The sequence below is a fragment of the Geobacillus sp. PK12 genome (assembly GCF_004123125.1).
Taxonomy (GTDB): Bacteria; Bacillota; Bacilli; order Bacillales; family Anoxybacillaceae; genus Geobacillus; species Geobacillus zalihae.
In genome coordinates this window covers 45,642-62,929 of sequence record NZ_SDKL01000020.1, presented here as the reverse complement: position 1 = coordinate 62,929, position 17,288 = coordinate 45,642, and the positions used below count along the sequence as shown (strand labels likewise).

The window sequence follows — 17,288 nt, the reverse complement described above, 5'->3', positions numbered from 1 at the left end:
TCACGAAAAAAATGCTTTTTTGATTAAACGCTTTTAAGCAATAAAGCAAAAAGTGTGCAAAAAACCGCCCGCAATAAAGGCGGACGGTCAAGCGCCGACATGCTCCGAGAGCGCGCCATACGTAATGGCCCAATGGGACGCATGCCAGACGACGCGGCCGTTTTCAAACAGCAGCACTTGCGGCGACTCGTGTTTCACCCCGGTCGTTTCGGCGATATAGTTGGACAGCGGCCGCGCCTCTTGGACGTACAGACAATATATGGGAAGCTCTGGATGGTCTGCGGCGAACTTCTCGCATTCGCCAAACGCCGCCTGGCTGATCGGGCAGGTGAGGCTATGCTTGACGAACAAAAAACGCTCCGTTTCCTTCATGACGCGGTCAAACTGTTCGATCGTCTCCAGCTTCTCCATTCCCATCTCTCTCACTCCGCTTCTTTTCGCGATGTGATGCTTTGCTCGGCGTCATCAAGCGCCGCCTCGGCTTCCTCAAGCAGCTTTTGCAGCGTTTCCCGGTCGGCTGGCCCGGCGGATGGCGGAATCGGAATCGTCGCCTTCTTGGCTTCCTCTCCATCGTTTTCCCCGCCAGCTGGCACCGTCGAGGATTTCAACGGAATGAAGCTGGCGATTTCCTTCGTTTTCTCTTTCGCCGTTTCGATCCATTCTGCAGCCGTATCTTTTACGGGCTCCCATCTGCCTGCATGATTCCACTCCTCGAGCCATTTCCGCCCTTTTTCGCTCGTCAAAAACAACGCAGCAGCCGCGCCGGCGATGCCGCCGACCAGCGCGCCAAGCAAAAATCCACCGTTATTTTTCGCCATTCGATACACCCTCCTTTAACGATTGTTTTTTTCTCCATTTTTCCCGTAAATCGAGCAAAACATTTGTCCAGCGCAATGCCTTCACCCATTTTCCTTGCTCCAGGCCCGCCCGCGCCGACAAACCGGCAGCCGCCTGCCGAAGCGCGCGGTTGAGCGAACGGATCGTGCCGCCGATCTCTCCGACCGCTTCGATTGCGCCATTTAGCGTTTCTGCTTTTTTTTGCACATCGCTGGCGATGCCGTTAGCCGTATGGAGAAGTTCACGAACTTCTTTCGCCACCGTTTGCACTTGCTCATCGGCATGGTCGATCGCCGCTGTCAGCCGGCGCAGCGTTTCCTGCAAAACGATGAGCGTCTTGGCTATGTAAACGACAAGCAGCAAAAAAGCAAGCGCGATGAGCGCCACGCTTCCATACAAAAGCCATTCCACCCGATTCCCTCCTTGCCCATTCGAACGTTTCATTCCCTTTGTACCCATCTTTTCCCGCTTTCAAACTTCGACATAGAAAAGACGGCTTCCTTTTTGAAACAGGAAAAACGGGCCATCTTCATCACAGCCCGTTCCCTGTCGGCCGTCAGGCGGAAAGAACGGCCCGTTCGTACGCTTGTTGAAACTTTTGAATGTCGCCGGCGCCCATGAACACCAACACCGCGTCTTGATGCTGCTTCAACACGGCTACGTTTTGTTCCTCAAGCAGCTGGGAACGCGGAATTTGCGCCTGCAAATCACGGATCGTCAGCTTGCCCTCATGTTCGCGCGCCGAGCCGAAAATGTCGCACAAATACACGTGGTCCGCTTGCAGCAAACTTTCGGCAAACTCGCGCAAAAACGTCTGCGTCCGCGTATACGTATGCGGCTGAAAAATCGCCACCACTTCGCGCCCCGGATATTTTTGCCTTGCCGCCTCCAATGTCGCCGTAATTTCGCGTGGATGATGCGCGTAATCATCGATCAGCACTTGGCGCCCGACCGTTTTTTCACTGAAGCGGCGCTTCACGCCTTGGAACGTTTGCAGCCGCTTGGCGATCGTGCCCGCATCCACCCCTTCGTAGTGGCAGAGGGCGATCACGGCGAGAGCATTCAATACGTTATGAGTGCCGAAGCGCGGAATGGCAAACGAAGCGAAAAATGTGTTGCGCACGAACACATCAAACGCCATCCCTTCCGTCGTCTTGACGATATTGCGCGCCTGAAAATCGTTTTCTTCGCCGAATCCATAAAACAAAATCGGCACTTTCGCCTGAATGTTCGGCAAATACGGATCATCCCCGCAGGCGACGATCGCTTTTTTCACTTGATTCGCCATTTGCTGGAAAGCGGAAAACACATCGTCGACATTGGCAAAATAATCCGGGTGATCAAAGTCAATATTTGTCATGATCGCATAATCTGGAAAGTAGGAAAGGAAGTGCCGGCGGTATTCGCACGCTTCAAACACAAAGTATTTGCTCCCTGGTTCTCCTTTTCCCGTGCCGTCTCCGATCAAATAGGACGTTGGATGGGCTCCTTGCATCACATGGGCAAGCAACCCCGTCGTCGTCGTCTTTCCATGCGAACCGGTCACCGCGATGCTCGTAAACTTGCCTGCCAGCTGGCCTAAAAAGCGATGGTAACGAATGACAGGCACACCAAGCTGACGGGCCGCCTCGATTTCCTCATGCGTATCCGGAAATGCGTTGCCGGCAATGACCGTATAACCTGGACGAATATTGTCTTTCGAAAAAGGCAGCACCGGGATTCCCCGCTCTTCAAGCGCCTTTTGCGTGAAAAACCATTTCTCTACATCCGACCCTTGCACCGTATAGCCAAGGTCATGAAGCACTTGCGCGAGCGCGCTCATCCCCGTGCCTTTAATGCCTACAAAATGGTAAGCTGTCATCGTTAAGCCCTCCAACCATCGTCTCTCTGTAAGACAGTATATGATATCCATCTCGTTTTGCCATTTCTCTCATTGCGGTGCACCATTCATTTCCCCATTATAGCACGCAAGGAGGCAAAACACTACCGCCCGCCCAAAGGAGGCCGCCCGCCCTCAGCTGTTCTGCTCGCGCCAGCGCTCCCACTCATCCTCGCTCATCAACACATCGCGCGGTTTGCTGCCGCGCGCCTCCGAAATCAACCCTCGTTCCTCCATCATCTCGATCAACCGGGCAGCGCGGTTGTAGCCGATGCGGAAATGACGCTGCAGGCTCGATGTCGACGCCCCTCCTTGGGCGATGACAAACCGGCACGCCTCCTCGAACAGTTCGTCATCCTCGCCGCCCATCGACGCCGTTTGCCGAAAATCGTCCGGATCAAACAGATAGGATGGGCCTTGCTTCTCTTTCACGTGCGCTGCCACCCGCTCGATTTCCTCATCAGAAATAAAGCAGCCTTGCAGCCGCACCGGCTTGGCCGAACCATTTTCCAAAAACAGCATATCGCCGCGCCCAAGCAGCCGCTCAGCCCCATTCACATCTAAAATGGTGCGCGAATCGACTTGGGAGGAGACGGAAAACGCGATGCGCGTCGGAATGTTCGCCTTGATCAACCCGGTTAGAACATCGACCGACGGCCGCTGCGTCGCGATCAACAAATGGATGCCGCACGCCCGCGCCTTTTGCGCCAGCCGGCAAATCGATTCTTCGACATCGGCTGGAGCGGCCATCATGAGGTCGGCGAGCTCATCAATGACGATGACGATGTACGGCAGCGGCGGCTCGTTGCTTCCGCGTTCGCGAAGATGGGCGTTATACTTTTCAATATCGCGCACGCCGGCGTGGACAAACTGTTCATACCGCCGTTCCATTTCGCCGACCGCCCACTTGAGCGCCCCCGCCGCCGCCTTCGCCTCGGTGATCACCGGGCTGAGCAAATGCGGCAGCCCGTTGTACGGCGCCAGTTCGACCATTTTTGGATCAATGAGCAGCCATTTCACTTCGTGCGGCGCTGCTTTATACAACATGCTGATAAGCATCGCGTTCATGCATACGCTTTTTCCCGACCCGGTCGCCCCGGCGATCAGCCCATGCGGCATTTTTCGGATGTCAGTCACGACCGGCGCACCGCTAATGTCAAGCCCAAGCGCCACGGTAAGCGGCGATGGGCTTTTACGGAACGCTTCGCTTTCTAAAATTTCCCGCAGGCGCACCGGACGGCTCGTTCGGTTCGGCACTTCAATGCCAATCGTCCGTTTTCCCGGGATCGGCGCCTCGATGCGAATATCTTTCGCCGCCAGACTGAGTTTGATATCATCGATTAAACTCGTAATCTTGCTCACTTTCACTCCTAAATCCGGCTGCACTTCAAACCGCGTCACCGTCGGTCCTTGCGTCGCCCCAACGACTTTGGCGCCGATATGGAAGCTCGCAAACGTCCGGTCCAAACGCTGGCATTGGTCGCGAAGCCACTGCTCGTCGCGTTCGGCCGCTTTCTCGGGCGGTTCAAGAAGCGCCAATGGCGGCAGTACGCAGCCGTTCGATCGATTCGCCGCTTTTTCTTCGAGTTTGCGCCAATCTTGCTTTAACATGATCACATTATACGGGATGCGCGTTCGTTCGGGACGGGAAGCCTCTTCTCGGCGAACAGGCGCCGCCGAGTGACGGATTTCGCGATCTGGGGTCTTCTCCCGCTGTTCTGTCGAAGAAGCGCTCCCTCCGTCGCCATTCCTCATCTGTGACGGCACCCCTCGTCCTTCGCTCTCCAAGCCGCCGTCTGTTGCGTGCGGCGCGCGTTCGTTGCCTCGTTCGTCCAGCTCCTGCCCTTTCTTTTCATCCGCCTCGGCATCACGTTCTTCCTGCCCTGCCGCCGGCGCCAGCTCATGTTTTCCTTCCGTTTCCATAACAGCCGCGGGCATCGCTCCGCTCGCGTCTTCGTTCCATTCCTCTGCCCCCTTGGCCAAAGGCGCCTCTTCTTTTGGCGGTTCAGCCGCCCGGCTTTCCGTTCCCTCTCGCGCGTCTCGCCGTGTCGCTTCTCCGCGGAGGGCCTCTTCCCGAACCGCCTCATCGCTCCGATTCTCCATGCCCCCCGCGGTCAGCTCGGGTTCATCCGCTCGTTGCCGCTGTTTCCCCCGATTCCGATCATATCCAAAAACCGGGGATGGCACATCAGACGGGCGGAACGGCCGTTTTTCCGCTATTTCCCTTGAAACGCCAGCCGACGGGCGCCGACTCGGCAGCGGCCGGGATGCCTCGCTTTTCGCCCGCCCCGGCCTTTCCCGATTTTCACCCGGCTGGTCATCCGGAATCAACGGAAAGCGGAAGCGGCCTTGCGGATATTGGTAAATGACATTCACCGCGCCGCGTTCGGGCATGCCGGCCGACAGCCGGGAATTCGTTCGCTGTTCGTTCCCTTCCTCTTCCTCGTCGCTCGTGAGAAAACGAAGCCATCGTTTCCAAAATTTCATCCATCACGTCACTCTTTCTTTGCCTTCATTGTCGGAAAAAATGCCACTGGCGTCGTTCCAGTGGCGAAACAACAGTCGGAATCCGTCTGCACCGCCCGTCGGAACGTCAAAAAACGAACGGCTGGCCGACCTCATACTCATCGGACAGCACCAAAATGCCCTTCTCCTGCGGGGCGTTTGGCAGCCCAAGCTCGCGGGCCGAACAAATCATGCCGGATGACCGGACGCCGCGCAGCTCGCTTTCTTGAATGACGAGGCCGTTTGGCATCACGGCGCCGATTTTGGCGACGACGACTTTTTGCCCTTCGGCGACGTTCGGCGCTCCGCAGACGATTTGCAGCACCTCACCGCCGACATCGACTTGGCAGACGCTCAATTTATCGGCGTTCGGATGCTTCGTTTTCTCTTTCACATATCCGACGACAAACTTCGGCGACAAGTCAGCTTCGATCGGTTCGTCAAAACCGTTTTTCGCCAAGATGTCGTTGATGACGCCGACGAGCTCCTCATTCACTTCCAGCGGACCGTTGCCGGAAAACGGATAGTACGAAGACGCGGAAAAAATGTTATAGCCGACCGTCTCGCCCGTCCGTTCGGACATGATGCGGACGACATCGCCTTGTCTGACAAACGTCCGTTCCTCATCCGCCGCCGGTTTCAGCGACACAAGCAACACGTCGCCGACCCCTTCTCGGTTGTAAAACACGTTCATCGCTCTCTTCCTCCTTGTCGCTACGTTCTCCGTTTTTTTCCTAAAATGAAAATCGGTTCAAGTTTCCCATTTTCGTATAAAAACGACAGCGCCGTGATCGGCACGCGGCCGCCGGCAAAAAAGCTCATCGTCATTTGCGCGAGCACGTCATAACCGATGTCGTTGCGCACATCAGCGATAACAAGCACATCTTGATGCGGAACAGCGACGGCCATCGTTCCTTCCACGCGCGCCCGCATATCGGCCAAAAACGATTCGTTTAAAATGCGGCTCGCATCATACCCGTCATTGGTGTTCACAAAATAAAACACGTTGTCCGCCACCCGGTCCTCTTTCACCGGCGTCGACAACGACCTGACGTTGAAACGGGCGATTTCCTTCACCCGCTCGCGGCTCCAGTTGTCTTTCTCCAGCATGCGCTCATCAATCAAGCGATACGTTTTGCCGAGATCAAGCGCATAGTAAATGCGCGTTTCGGCTGTATGATCATCAAACAGCAACGGGACGCCTTCTTTCGTCTCCGTCGGAAACGACGCCGAGCGAATGACGGGATAAATGTTCCGCTCGTTTCCGGAAAGCGCCGCGTCTTCCTCCATCGTTTTCAACGTTTGCTCCACATAATAAACGACTTCGCGCACCGCCTCGTCTTTTTGTTCGTGCCATTTGGCAATCACGCCGGGAAGCGAGATCGTGACGCCTTTTTTCGTGCGGCGGTCTTCGACGCGCATCGCGTCTTGCTTGGCGTCAAAGCGAAACGTCCAGTGTGGGTGGGCGACGAGACGTTCTTTAATCTTCTCATACATTTGCCGGCTGTTCATTCGTGTTCCTCCTTGTTTTGCCGGCGCCCGTGCCTTCCGTTTCCCCCTTTCGGCCGGGGCTTCGCCAAGGGCGCATCCGGCGTTGACAATGCCTGGCCATGCCCGCGCGGCGTTTTCACCGTTTGGCGCCGCCCCTCGCTTTGCCGGCCGCTCGATCCAGCTCCTTGGTGGAACGCGGCCCGCTCATTCAGCCGGCCGCCATCATCGGCATGACCGTTCGTTATTTATCATACATGGAACGACCCGTTTTGACAAAGCCATTCATATTGACCGGCCAAAAGCTCGACGATGTGGGAAAACATCGCCGATCGGTCAACGCGCCCGTTCGTCAACACGCCGACCGCACCTTCTTTCCGCCGAACGTTCCTCCTCCCGGTGTACGCTTCCATCACGTCGCCGAGCTCGCGCCCCGCCTCGATGCCGGCCCCGACGTCCGGCGGGAGGGCGAGGCGGGCGCCGGCGGCGGCCACCACCACTCCGTTTCGGTCAGCGAGCGCCCCCCAGTTGCACAGCCACCATTGCCCATCGATCTTCGTCACGCCGCCTTCCAATCCGATGCCGATGTCCGCCTCCGCCGCTTCGAGCGCCCGTTTGGCGCGCCCGATGGCGCCAAGCCGCGTCTCCTCATCGGACAGCGGCTGTGCGGAAACGCCTGATGGCACCTCAAGCGATACAATGCGGTATTCCTTTTCCGAAAGCACCGCCCGAACGGCGGCGATTTTCGCTTCATTGTTCGTTCCGACCGCAACAGTTTTCATCCAGTGCCCTCCTTGTCATGGAAAAGGAGAAGCGTTCGCTTCTCCTCAGCTGTTTTGGCGAATCGTCTCGACCGTCGTCCGGTCGCACCGTTTGACGAGCTCAACGATGAGCTGTTTGGCCGCCGCGTAATCATCGATATGAATGATCGACGCATGCGTATGAATGTAGCGGGCGCAAATGCCGATCACCGCCGACGGCACGCCGCGGTTGGCGATATGCACCCGCCCGGCGTCGGTTCCGCCGCCTGGGGAAATGAAAAACTGGTACGGGACGCCGATCGTTTCCGCCGTATCAAGCACAAATTCGCGCATGCCGCGGTGCGTAATCATCGTCCGGTCGTACAAGCGGATGAGCGCCCCTTTGCCGATATGGCCGAACGCCTGCTTGTCGCCGGACATGTCGTTGGCCGGGCTGGCTTCCAAGGCGAAAAAGATGTCCGGGTTGATCATCGCTGCCGCCGTCTGGGCCCCACGCAGCCCGACCTCTTCCTGCACAGTCGCTCCAGCGTACAAGACGTTCGGCACTGTTTCGCCGTTCAGCTCTTTTAACAGCTCGATCGCCAACCCGCAGCCAAACCGATTGTCCCACGCTTTTGCCATCACGGTTTTTCCGTTGGCCAACACCGTGAATGGGCTGACCGGCACGATCGGCTGACCGGGGCGGACGCCGACTCGTTCGGCATCTTCACGGCTTTCCGCTCCGATGTCAATCAACATGTTTTTCATCTCCATTGGTTTCTTGCGCTGCTCCTCATCAAGCAAATGCGGCGGAATCGACCCGATCACGCCGATGACCGGCCCTCCGTCCGTGATAATCTGCACGCGCTGGGAGAGCAGCACTTGATCCCACCAGCCGCCGAGCGGCTGAAACCGAATCATGCCATTGTCGGTGATCGCCGTCACCATAAATGCGACTTCATCCATATGGCCGGCAACCATCACCGTCGGGCCCGCCTCATCGCCGCGTTTGACGCCGAAAAGGCTCCCGAGGCGGTCTTGCACAATGTCATCGGCGTATTTCTCGAGCTCTTTGCGCATAAACTGCCGCACCGGATGTTCATAACCCGGTGCGCCTGGAAGCTCGGTCAACGTTTGGAATAATTGCAGCGTGTCCTCATTCATCACGCGTCTCCCTTTCTATGTTCGATTTCACCGTTCCGTTTCTTTCCGTCCTTCTTACATGTTCCGCCAAAATCGGCTATACTAAACCGTATCAAAGCGAGAAGGAGGAAAGAAACATGGCTTGGAAACAGTGGCTCGTCGGCGCCGCCGTCGGTGCGGCCGTCGTCTATGCCATCCGCTCCGCTTCCAAACCGGCGCTCCTTGCCCCGGAACAAGCGCTGGCCATGGCCAAACGCGCGCTTGGCGGTCCGCGCGCCATCCGCGGTTCCTGGATTCAATCCGCCCCGGAGCGGTATGAGAAAAACGGCCTGGCGTACACCGTATACCGCGGCGGCGTCTGCCGCGACGACGGGGATGACGAGTTTTTCATCAACGCCTACACGGGAGCCATCGTAGACGCCAAGCCGCTGTCATAGCGGCCGCTCCCGCTTCACGACGGCGGCCATCGTCCCGTCTTCCTGCCATTTCACAGCCCGATAGTAGGCATCATGGTAGAAGGTAAACCACGCATTTTGCTTTACGCCGTACGGGAGCCATCGCTGTTTGGCAAAAATCGAATCCATGGGGTAATCGTCGTACGCCATCACCCAAAGGACGTTTTGATGGGCGTGCGTGCCAAGCAAATCGCCAAGATGAATGGCCATCTCCCCGTCTGATTCGATGAGCACGATCGCATGCCCGGCGCTATGCCCGCCGGTATGGATGAGGCGGATGCCAGGAACGACTTCCGTTTCCTTTGTAAACGGAACGACTTGATCCGCGATCGGCTCCCAATTTTCTTTCCAATACGTATTGCGCGATCGGATGTTCGGGTTTCGCATTTCCTCCCACTCGACATCCGAGGTGATGATCGCCGCGCGCGGAAACGCCGGCACGAGCCGTCCGTCTTCCCAAACGGTCAATCCGCACGCATGGTCAAAATGCAAATGGGTCATGATGACGATGTCGATGTCGCGCCGCGTCAGCCCGAGCTTGGCAAGCGATTCATCAATCGCTGATTCTTCCGTGACGCCGAAGTTGCGCTTTTGCTTGTCGGTCAGCTTGCCGTTGCCGATGCCGGATTCAATGAGCAGCCGTTTTCCATAGGCTTCCACCAAAATCGGATCGGTGCGCAGCTCGATTTGATTGTTGTCGTTCGGAGGATATTTTTTCGACCAAAGCGGTTTCGGCACGACGCCAAACATCGCCCCGCCGTCAAGATGGGTGACGCCGCCCCGAAGCCATGTCAATGTGACTTGTCCAATTCGCAACTGTTCCATTTCCTCTCTCCCCCCTCCACTAGTGTACCATTTTCTCCATCAATCGGAAATAGAAAAAGACCCGACCAATCGGTTCGGGCCTATGACGACCGCCGCGGCGGGCGCACCGCCTCGCATCGGTAAATGCGGTTTCCTTTTAAGGAAAATTTTTCCTCATACTCTGTCATGACATTGTCCGTCATGCCGCTTTGATGCAAGTCGAGCTGGACCGATGCGAGCACAAACCCATATTGCGACAAACTGACAAGCGAGTATTCGAAAAACGATTGATTGTCCGTTTTCAAATGGATGTCTCCGTCTTCCGCCAAAATGCGGTCATAGAGCGCCAAAAAGCCCCGATACGTCAGCCGCCGCTTTTCGTGCCGCTTTTTCGGCCATGGGTCGGAAAAGTTCAAATAAAGGCGCGACACTTCCCCGTCGGCAAAAAACGCAGTCAGATCTTTCGCATTGGCGTTCAGCAGCTTGACGTTCGCGAGCCCGCTTTCGATCAGTTTGTCAAGCGCGGACACGAGCACGCTCGGGTACAGCTCGATGCCGATGAAATTGACATCCGGATGAAGTTTGGCCATTTCCGTGATAAATTTGCCTTTCCCCGTCCCGATCTCGACATGGATCGGCCGATCACGGCCGAACAGCTCGCGCCATCGCCCGCGCTTTGCTTCGGGATCGGGAATGACGTATTGCGGATACGCGGCGATTTTGTCTTTCGCCCACGGTTTGTTGCGCAAACGCATATTGACACCTCAGCCTTGTTTCCGTTTGTTGGTTTGACGATACCACACTCGCGCCAAAGAAGCAAACGCGAAAAAACGCCCGGGCCTGAACGCTCTCCCATCTACGCTCACGCGTGGAAGCAGGGGGTCTTTTCGGTTTCGAATCATAAACTCGGCTCGATCCGGGCATGATAAAACCGTACAGCCTGGCGAAAGGATGGTGACCAGCATGCCGCTCGACTATAACCATCAATTGACCGTACTTCGCGACATTTTATCCGAACATCAGCTCGATTGCTGCGGAACGGTTTCCGAATGCGAACAAATTGAACGGCTCGCCAAATCGCTGCTCGCCAACGATGAGGTGGACGGCCAAGTCAAGCAAATTCTCCCCCATATTTACGCTTATGGCCAAGGCGGGAAATACAGCGCTGACTTAAACGCCCACATTTCCGCCCACCAAGGCCAGCTCGCCGATTGGGTGAATGGGCTGTCCTGACCGCGGCGTCTCCGTCATCGACAGCGGAAACAAACGGCGCGGCGACAACCGAACGCAGCGATCGCGCCGCCCCCAGCGCCGGCCGTTCGGACGCTGAGGCCTCGCTTGGTCAACTCTCTACCATGACGCGCTTCAATAACCGAAGCGACTGCTCCTTTTCTTTTTGGCCGTCCTTCCCTTTCGGCCAAAACAGCGAGTGCAACGTATGAGCGATCGTATACCACTTTAGGCGGAGGCCAAGCTGCTCGCTCCATGCCCATCCATATCGGTCGAGCCATGCTTCCCATTCGACGCGCGGAATGTACAGATGAAGCAACATGCCGATGTCGATCGCCGGATCAGCGATCATCGCTCCGTCCCAATCGATCAAGTACAACGTGCCATCGTCGGCCAGCAGCCAATTGTTATGATTGATGTCACAGTGGCAGACAACATATTCGCCATCCGGCAATGACGAAACATGCTGTTCAAGCCAGTCAAGCGCCTGACAGACGACAGAACCACCGGCCGGATGGCGCCGCTGTTGCTCAGCGAGCGCAGCGAGCATCTTCTTCGCGCGCAGCGGAGATTTGCCGAGCCGCTTCAGCATCGTCACCAGCTCTTTTGAACGATGGATTTTCCTTAGCAGCGCCGCCACTTGCTCGCTTCCCATCTCCCACGGCTTCAGCTCCCGGCCGTTCAGCCATTGCTGGGCCGTAAACACATCGCCGTTTTCGAGCCGCTTCGTCCATACAAGCTTCGGGACGATGCCCTCGGCCGACAATACAGCAAGAAACGGAGAAGAATTCCGCTTTAAAAACAATTTCTTTCCTTCATATTCCGCAAAATACGCATCCCCTGTAGCGCCGCCAGCGGGAGTGATCTCCCACTCCTTACCTAGTAACTGTTCCAAGCGTGTTCACCTGCGACTTAAAAATAGAAACGTCTCCGTTTGCTTCTCGCGCCCAAATAAAAAGGACGGCCAGGCCGCGTCCTTCTTCCGTCCATTTTACTTGTATTATACTGAAATACCGCTCCGGCATGCAAACATTTTTCTCGGCAAACACCTTGCTTAAAACTGCCAAAGCGGAAGCGCCCCGCGGCTCCCACTCCGGTCGGCCGCCCTTTCCCGTTTCGTCTCAACGGCGGCATGTTTCATCAAATCGATAACCACCGCTCCTCTGCAAACCTTGAGACAATTCCCACGCGCCGTCTGAGCGATTACCCCGCAGGCTGGACGAGCACCCATGTGCCGACGCCGTCGAGCCGAAGCATGCCGCGCGCTTGGCCAAAGGGCGTTGTCCCGCATCGCTGTCCGTCGCATACAACCGCCCACTCGCGCTCGTCGGGGAGCGCAATGGCGGTCTCTTTCTCCTCGTTATGATGCACGACGATGATGTCCTCCCAAGGCCCATAGACGGCGACATCATGCAGCCGATAGGCGATGACCGACGGCGGCAACGGCTCAAGAAACGTGAAATGACGCAGCACTTCCGCTTCCGTCGCGAGGCGGAACGCGCCATGCGCGCGGCGAAGAGCGATCAATCCTTGAACGTAGCGGACGTCGTCTTCATAGCGGCTTTTCCGCCCCCAATCCAGCTGATTGACCGCATCGGGCGATCGGTAGCTGTTCCCATCGCCGCCTTTCGTCCGATAAAACTCTTGGCCGCTGTGCAAAAACGGAATGCCTTGCGCCAACAGAACGATCGCCGTCGCCAGCTTTTGCCGCTTCCTCCGGAGCCATTCCGGCTCATCATGGTTGGCCGCCTCCATCTTATCCCAAAACGTATGGTTGTCATGGCATTCGACGTAATTGATCGACTGACGCGGGTGGCAAAACAGCCCGCCGAGCGCTCGCAAGCTCCCGGCAATGGCGAGCTTCACCTGTTCTCGCCCGCCTGGGTTGCCGAGGGCGAATCCACGGTCCGGCAAATGAAAGGTGCTCCCTTTCACCGCATCGCGAAACCGGTCATTGAAATAAGCGAAGCGCGGCAGCTGCTTGGCGTTGGCCATCGTCGCCTTTTGTTCCGGAGGAAGGGGCGTCGGCAAGTCCCAACCTTCCCCATACACAAGGATCGACGGATCGATGGCGTCGAGGGCATCGCGCACCGCTTTCATCGTCTCGATATCGTGCACGTCCATCAAATCAAAGCGGAACCCGTCAATGCCATATTCTTTCGCCCAAAATACAACCGAATCGACGATCCAGCGGCGCGCCATCCGCCGCTCCGAAGCGATGTCGTTGCCGACGCCGGTGCCGTTGGCCGGTTGGCCATAGGCGTCGTAGCGAAAGTAATAGCCGGGAACGAGCTTCTCAAGCGGCGATTGCTCCCGATCGTAGACATGGTTGTAGACCGCATCCATCACGACGCGCAATCCGTTTTCATGCAACGTGCGGATCGCCTGTTTCAACTCGATGATGCGCGCGTATGGATCCGCTGGATCGGTCGCATAACTCCCTTCCGGCGCATATAGATGAAGGGGATTGTATCCCCAGTTGTAAGCCGCTTGTGGGTCGCGCTCATCAACCCCGGCAAAATCGGTAAACGGCATGAGCTGCACATGGGTGACGCCCAGCTCTTTGACATACGAAAGCCCGGTGGCCGTCCCGTTTGGCCCGCTTGTGTTCGTTTCAGCCAGCCCGAGATACTTCCCTTTATGGACGGCGCCGCTGTCCGGGTGGCTCGTAAAGTCGCGGATGCTCAGTTCATAAATGATGGCATCCGTCGGCGAACAGAGCGGCGGAAGCGGCGAAGAAGGCGGCGCCAGCTTCGTTTTCTCCCAGTCGATCACGACGCCGAACTCGCCATTGATCGAAACAGCAGTCGCATACGGGTCCACCGCCTCGCGCCATACGCGGTTGATGCAGGCGATATACGTGTAACACGCTCGCTCCCAATCGCCGGGGACGGCGGCTGACCATACGCCGCGCTCGCCGCGCTCAAGCGGCACGCAATGAACCTCGCCGAGATGCGGATGAACAAGCTTGACGTTGACCGCGGTGGCAGTCGGCGCCCAGACGCGAAATACGGTCTGTTCTTTGAAATACTCCGCTCCTAACGGCCCATCATAGAAAAACCGATCATCAAATGCAGGAGTGCGCACAACGGCGCCGATTTGAACATCGGTCTCCTCCCCGCGGCAAGAACGCACCCAGTATGTCGCTCCAAACTCGAACGCGGATGCAAACCGGCACACATATTTCACCGTCTCCCCAACATCCTCGACGTGCTGCACGGACAGCGGAATCTCCTCGCCGCTCGGCGCCACGAGCGTAAACGGCGCCATTCCATCAAAGCCGAGCGATTTCGGCGCAAGCACAACGATTTGATCCATCTCGTCCAAATAGGCGGCAAACGTTCGGCTGATGTGAAGCATGTGCGTTCACCCCTTTTTTCTCCGGTTAATACCATCATACGTAAAAGAAAAAGGGCGGTGCCAAATCATCGGCCGGTCGCCCTATCGATGCACAGATGTTTCTATTGTTGCCCTTCCTCGCTGTTCATATTCTCGTCTTGCCGGCGGTCGTAAAAGCTGGCGCAATGGCGAAGCAGCGCCTCAGCCGCTTTCAGCTGCCCGTGCCGAAGCGGGAGAGCTGAGCGGCGCAGGCGGGAAAACCACTCGTCATAATTTCGCTTATCAATATAGCGGATAAACGGAAAAAGACCGCCGCTGTCAATGTAGCCGGAGCGGTTTAACAGCACGAGATGGATCGGCCAATCAACCCCATGTTTGCGAAAAATCTCCGAAACGATCTGCTCCGTCCGCCGCAGCGACACGACCGGGTTGACCAGCCTCGTTTCGTTCGTTCCGGCTTGTTCCACCCAAAACCGGCCGGTTGACGCCATGACGATGTTATCCGGCCTTCCTTCGACAAAGGCAATGCACCAGAGCGCGGATGGCGTCAACATCATCGTCTCCAGCTCCACCGGCGCCTTGCCGACCATCGCCACCGGCCGGTAAAAGCATAAATGCGTATCCGGAAACCGCTGCAAAAAATATTTCAACGTCTCATCGCCATACACGGCCTCATCGAGGGAGGAAACGTACATCATCGTGGAACTCGCCCATTTCAGCTGCAACTCGAACAACTCATCCAAAAACTGCTGTTTCAATTCCTCCAGAGTAGCCGCCGGACGAGCCATCGGCGCAAGAGAAAACGGCTCTTCTTCCGTAAGCGCGGCACGGCGGCGCCATCGTTTCGTCAGCCGTTCCCACCATGACGGTTTGTCAAGCCAAACATCCCACGTCTCGCCCGTTTCAAGCCATCCGCTGGCCTCAGCCGTTCGTTCGGCTTGCCACCGCGCTTTTGCCTGCTCCCATTGCCGTTGCTTGAGCCGGATGAATTCCGGTACATAATAGTACACATCCGTTTCGTAACGGGAAATGCAATCCATGAGTTTCACGAGCTGACCCATTGTTTCACCTGCTATTCCCGGTCATTCATCGGCGCGCCAAGCAACGGGAACACGGCGATCGCTTCGTACTTCGGCGTCCGTTCCATATTCGTCCGATACAGCACGATCTCAGGCACCGAAAACACCACCTTGGCCGCGGCAAGCGAACGGAGGCGATCCGGGCGAAACGGTTCGGCTCCCTGCCATTTGCGGGCGATCGTAATATGCGGGGCAAACGGACGCCGGTCCAAGGAAAACCCAAGCTTCATGCACGCTTCATACACGTCGCGCCGCAATCCATTCAACGCTTCTTCCGTTTCGACTCCTTGCCAAAAAACGCGAGGCGCCGTCCGCTCTCCGAACGTCCCAAGCCCGGCAAGCGCGAGGGAAAACGGGGCGCTTTTGGCGGCGACGGCGGCCATCGCCTCGCACAGCGGCGCCATTTTTTTCGGCGGCACATCGCCTAAAAACGCGAGGGTGATATGATAGTCCTCTTCATGCACCCATGTGCGAAACGGCAGCGACGACGCCGCATCCCCCGAAAATCGGGCAATGGCTTGTTTCGCTTCAGACGTCAGCGGAACAGCGATAAAATAATGGCTTCGTTTCACTTCTCTTCACCTGCCGTTCGTTCTCGTTTTGCGAGCAAAAGGAGCACGAGCACACCCACGATCGTGCAGATGCTAAAAAACAAGTAGACAGCGCCGATTTGCCAACGCTCAAACAAATATCCGCCCACCAACGTGCAAAACCACGCGCCAAGGCCATTGCCGACCGCTGAGTATAACGCCACGGCCGTCGCCTGCACCCGCTCCGGCGCCAAGCGGCGCGCATATTGAAGCGCCGTCGGGATCGCCAGCCCGACCGAGCAGCCTTGGACGACCGTCGTTACATACACAAACCAAAGAGGCGGGTCGACCGCGTACGACAGCCAGCGAACCACGGAGATGAGCGCAGCCAATAGAAGAAGCCGCACCATGCCGAAACGGCCGATGAGCCGATCCGCCGCTTTCATAAACGGCGCCTCGCTGCCGGCGGCAAACAAAAAGGCGAAGCCGATGCCAGTTAACGTCCCGCCCAACTCATGAATGAGCAGCCCGAAATACGAGTTATTGGCCAAAATCGGACCAAACAGCAAAAATGTTGCGACAAGCAAGAGCTGAAACGAGCGGAAGGACAGCAGCCGGCGCACATCCCGAAGCGTCAACGCCCCCGGCGCCGCCATCGGGTAGCGCGGCAGACGGGCGGCCAAAGCCAACGCGGCCAGCAGCGCCACAGAAAAGGCGTAAAAAATGACCACAAACGCGACATGATCAGACAGCCATCCGACAACCAACACGGCCGCGGCAAACCCGATCGATCCCCAAAGCCGAATCGCCCCGTAGTTTCCGCCCGAGCGGCGCACATGATGAAGAGCGATGCTGTCGGAGAGTGGAACGATCGCGCTTTGCGCCGCCGACAGCAGCACGGTCAAGGCGACGAACACCCGGTAGCTTCCGGCCAGCGAATAAAGAAACCCAAACAGCGCTGTCACCCCGAGCGCCAGCGTCAACAGTTCGACCGGTTTGCGCGTATAATCGGCCGCCGTGCCCCAAAGCGGCTGGGCCGCCATCGTCACGATCGGGGGAAGCGACATGATCCAGCCGATCGCCGCCCCCGAAAGGCGCGCCTCTTCCTGCAAATAGACGGACAAAAGCGGAAACAACGCGCCAAAAGCAAAAAAGATGAGAAAATAAAAGAGCGGAAACACCTGTTTTCGCACCGCCGCCTCCCGTTTGAACGCCGCTTCCATCCCGTCCCCCCTTTCGTTCAAACAACGCCCGCCCCG

Annotated in this window: 18 protein-coding genes; 2 read left to right on the top strand and 16 right to left on the bottom strand. The window is 57.2% G+C overall.

Going from position 1 to position 17,288, the window contains the following annotated elements; genetic code table 11:
* Positions 1–87: 87 nt before the first annotated feature.
* The 9 genes from ytxJ to ETR37_RS08540 all read right to left on the bottom strand — a co-directional run bounded on the left by ytxJ (position 88) and on the right by ETR37_RS08540 (position 8,613).
* Positions 88–417 carry a bacillithiol system redox-active protein YtxJ gene (gene ytxJ / locus ETR37_RS08585; protein WP_013524360.1) on the bottom strand — a complete coding sequence of 110 codons (330 nt, stop codon included), beginning with the start codon at positions 415–417 and terminating at the stop codon, positions 88–90.
* Between the two features lie 5 nt (positions 418–422).
* Entirely contained in the window at positions 423–818 is a 396-nt protein-coding gene (locus tag ETR37_RS08580) for a YtxH domain-containing protein (RefSeq protein WP_129447148.1), read from the bottom strand.
* Positions 805–1,248, bottom strand: coding sequence for a DUF948 domain-containing protein (locus ETR37_RS08575; protein ID WP_013144450.1), 444 nt, complete (start codon positions 1,246–1,248; stop codon positions 805–807). Before ETR37_RS08575 ends, ETR37_RS08580 begins: the two co-directional genes overlap by 14 nt.
* Positions 1,249–1,393: 145 nt before the next feature.
* Positions 1,394–2,698, bottom strand: coding sequence for a UDP-N-acetylmuramate--L-alanine ligase (murC, locus tag ETR37_RS08570; RefSeq protein WP_011232289.1), 1,305 nt, complete (start codon positions 2,696–2,698; stop codon positions 1,394–1,396).
* Positions 2,699–2,851: 153 nt separating this feature from the next.
* Positions 2,852–5,203 carry a DNA translocase FtsK gene (locus tag ETR37_RS08565; RefSeq protein ID WP_129447147.1) on the bottom strand — a complete coding sequence of 784 codons (2,352 nt, stop codon included), beginning with the start codon at positions 5,201–5,203 and terminating at the stop codon, positions 2,852–2,854.
* 106 nt (positions 5,204–5,309) lie between these two features.
* Complete coding sequence (gene ytpR / locus ETR37_RS08560; protein ID WP_013144448.1) at positions 5,310–5,915, bottom strand: YtpR family tRNA-binding protein; 606 nt, start codon at positions 5,913–5,915, stop codon at positions 5,310–5,312.
* Between the two features lie 20 nt (positions 5,916–5,935).
* Positions 5,936–6,733: a DUF1444 domain-containing protein gene (locus ETR37_RS08555; protein ID WP_129447146.1), complete on the bottom strand. Its 798-nt coding sequence runs from the start codon at positions 6,731–6,733 to the stop codon at positions 5,936–5,938.
* A gap of 227 nt (positions 6,734–6,960) precedes the next feature.
* The gene (locus ETR37_RS08545; RefSeq protein WP_013524367.1) at positions 6,961–7,491 is read right to left on the bottom strand and encodes a DUF84 family protein; all 531 of its coding nucleotides are present in this window, start codon (positions 7,489–7,491) and stop codon (positions 6,961–6,963) included.
* Between the two features lie 45 nt (positions 7,492–7,536).
* The gene (locus tag ETR37_RS08540) at positions 7,537–8,613 is read right to left on the bottom strand and encodes a M42 family metallopeptidase (protein WP_033006862.1); all 1,077 of its coding nucleotides are present in this window, start codon (positions 8,611–8,613) and stop codon (positions 7,537–7,539) included.
* 116 nt (positions 8,614–8,729) lie between these two features.
* Here ETR37_RS08540 and ETR37_RS08535 point away from each other — a divergent pair, with 116 nt between their 5' ends.
* Entirely contained in the window at positions 8,730–9,029 is a 300-nt protein-coding gene (locus ETR37_RS08535) for a PepSY domain-containing protein (protein WP_033006861.1), read from the top strand.
* Here ETR37_RS08535 and ETR37_RS08530 read toward each other — a convergent pair.
* Together ETR37_RS08530 and trmB are read right to left on the bottom strand one after the other, a co-directional pair.
* The gene (locus tag ETR37_RS08530; RefSeq protein ID WP_129447145.1) at positions 9,024–9,872 is read right to left on the bottom strand and encodes a YtnP family quorum-quenching lactonase; all 849 of its coding nucleotides are present in this window, start codon (positions 9,870–9,872) and stop codon (positions 9,024–9,026) included. The two genes, ETR37_RS08535 and ETR37_RS08530, sit on opposite strands and share 6 nt — an antisense overlap.
* Positions 9,873–9,952: 80 nt before the next feature.
* Positions 9,953–10,606, bottom strand: coding sequence for a tRNA (guanosine(46)-N7)-methyltransferase TrmB (gene trmB / locus ETR37_RS08525; protein WP_020756861.1), 654 nt, complete (start codon positions 10,604–10,606; stop codon positions 9,953–9,955).
* A gap of 208 nt (positions 10,607–10,814) precedes the next feature.
* Here trmB and ETR37_RS08520 point away from each other — a divergent pair, with 208 nt between their 5' ends.
* Entirely contained in the window at positions 10,815–11,084 is a 270-nt protein-coding gene (locus ETR37_RS08520; protein ID WP_015375643.1) for a YtzH-like family protein, read from the top strand.
* A 109-nt stretch (positions 11,085–11,193) separates the two neighbouring features.
* Here the strand turns inward: ETR37_RS08520 and ETR37_RS08515 are convergent, their stop codons facing one another.
* The 5 genes from ETR37_RS08515 to malA form a co-directional block, all read right to left on the bottom strand.
* Positions 11,194–11,976, bottom strand: coding sequence for a phosphotransferase family protein (locus ETR37_RS08515; protein ID WP_081133065.1), 783 nt, complete (start codon positions 11,974–11,976; stop codon positions 11,194–11,196).
* 308 nt (positions 11,977–12,284) lie between these two features.
* On the bottom strand, positions 12,285–14,441 hold the full coding sequence (pulA, locus tag ETR37_RS08510; protein WP_020756857.1) for a type I pullulanase: 2,157 nt from the start codon (positions 14,439–14,441) through the stop codon (positions 12,285–12,287).
* A 101-nt stretch (positions 14,442–14,542) separates the two neighbouring features.
* Positions 14,543–15,481: a hypothetical protein gene (locus ETR37_RS08505; protein WP_015375646.1), complete on the bottom strand. Its 939-nt coding sequence runs from the start codon at positions 15,479–15,481 to the stop codon at positions 14,543–14,545.
* An 11-nt stretch (positions 15,482–15,492) separates the two neighbouring features.
* Positions 15,493–16,071 carry an RNA 2',3'-cyclic phosphodiesterase gene (thpR, locus tag ETR37_RS08500; protein WP_015375647.1) on the bottom strand — a complete coding sequence of 193 codons (579 nt, stop codon included), beginning with the start codon at positions 16,069–16,071 and terminating at the stop codon, positions 15,493–15,495.
* Positions 16,068–17,252, bottom strand: a complete 1,185-nt coding sequence (gene malA, locus ETR37_RS08495; protein ID WP_015375648.1) for a maltose permease — start codon at positions 17,250–17,252, stop codon at positions 16,068–16,070. Before malA ends, thpR begins: the two co-directional genes overlap by 4 nt.
* Positions 17,253–17,288: the final 36 nt, after the last annotated feature.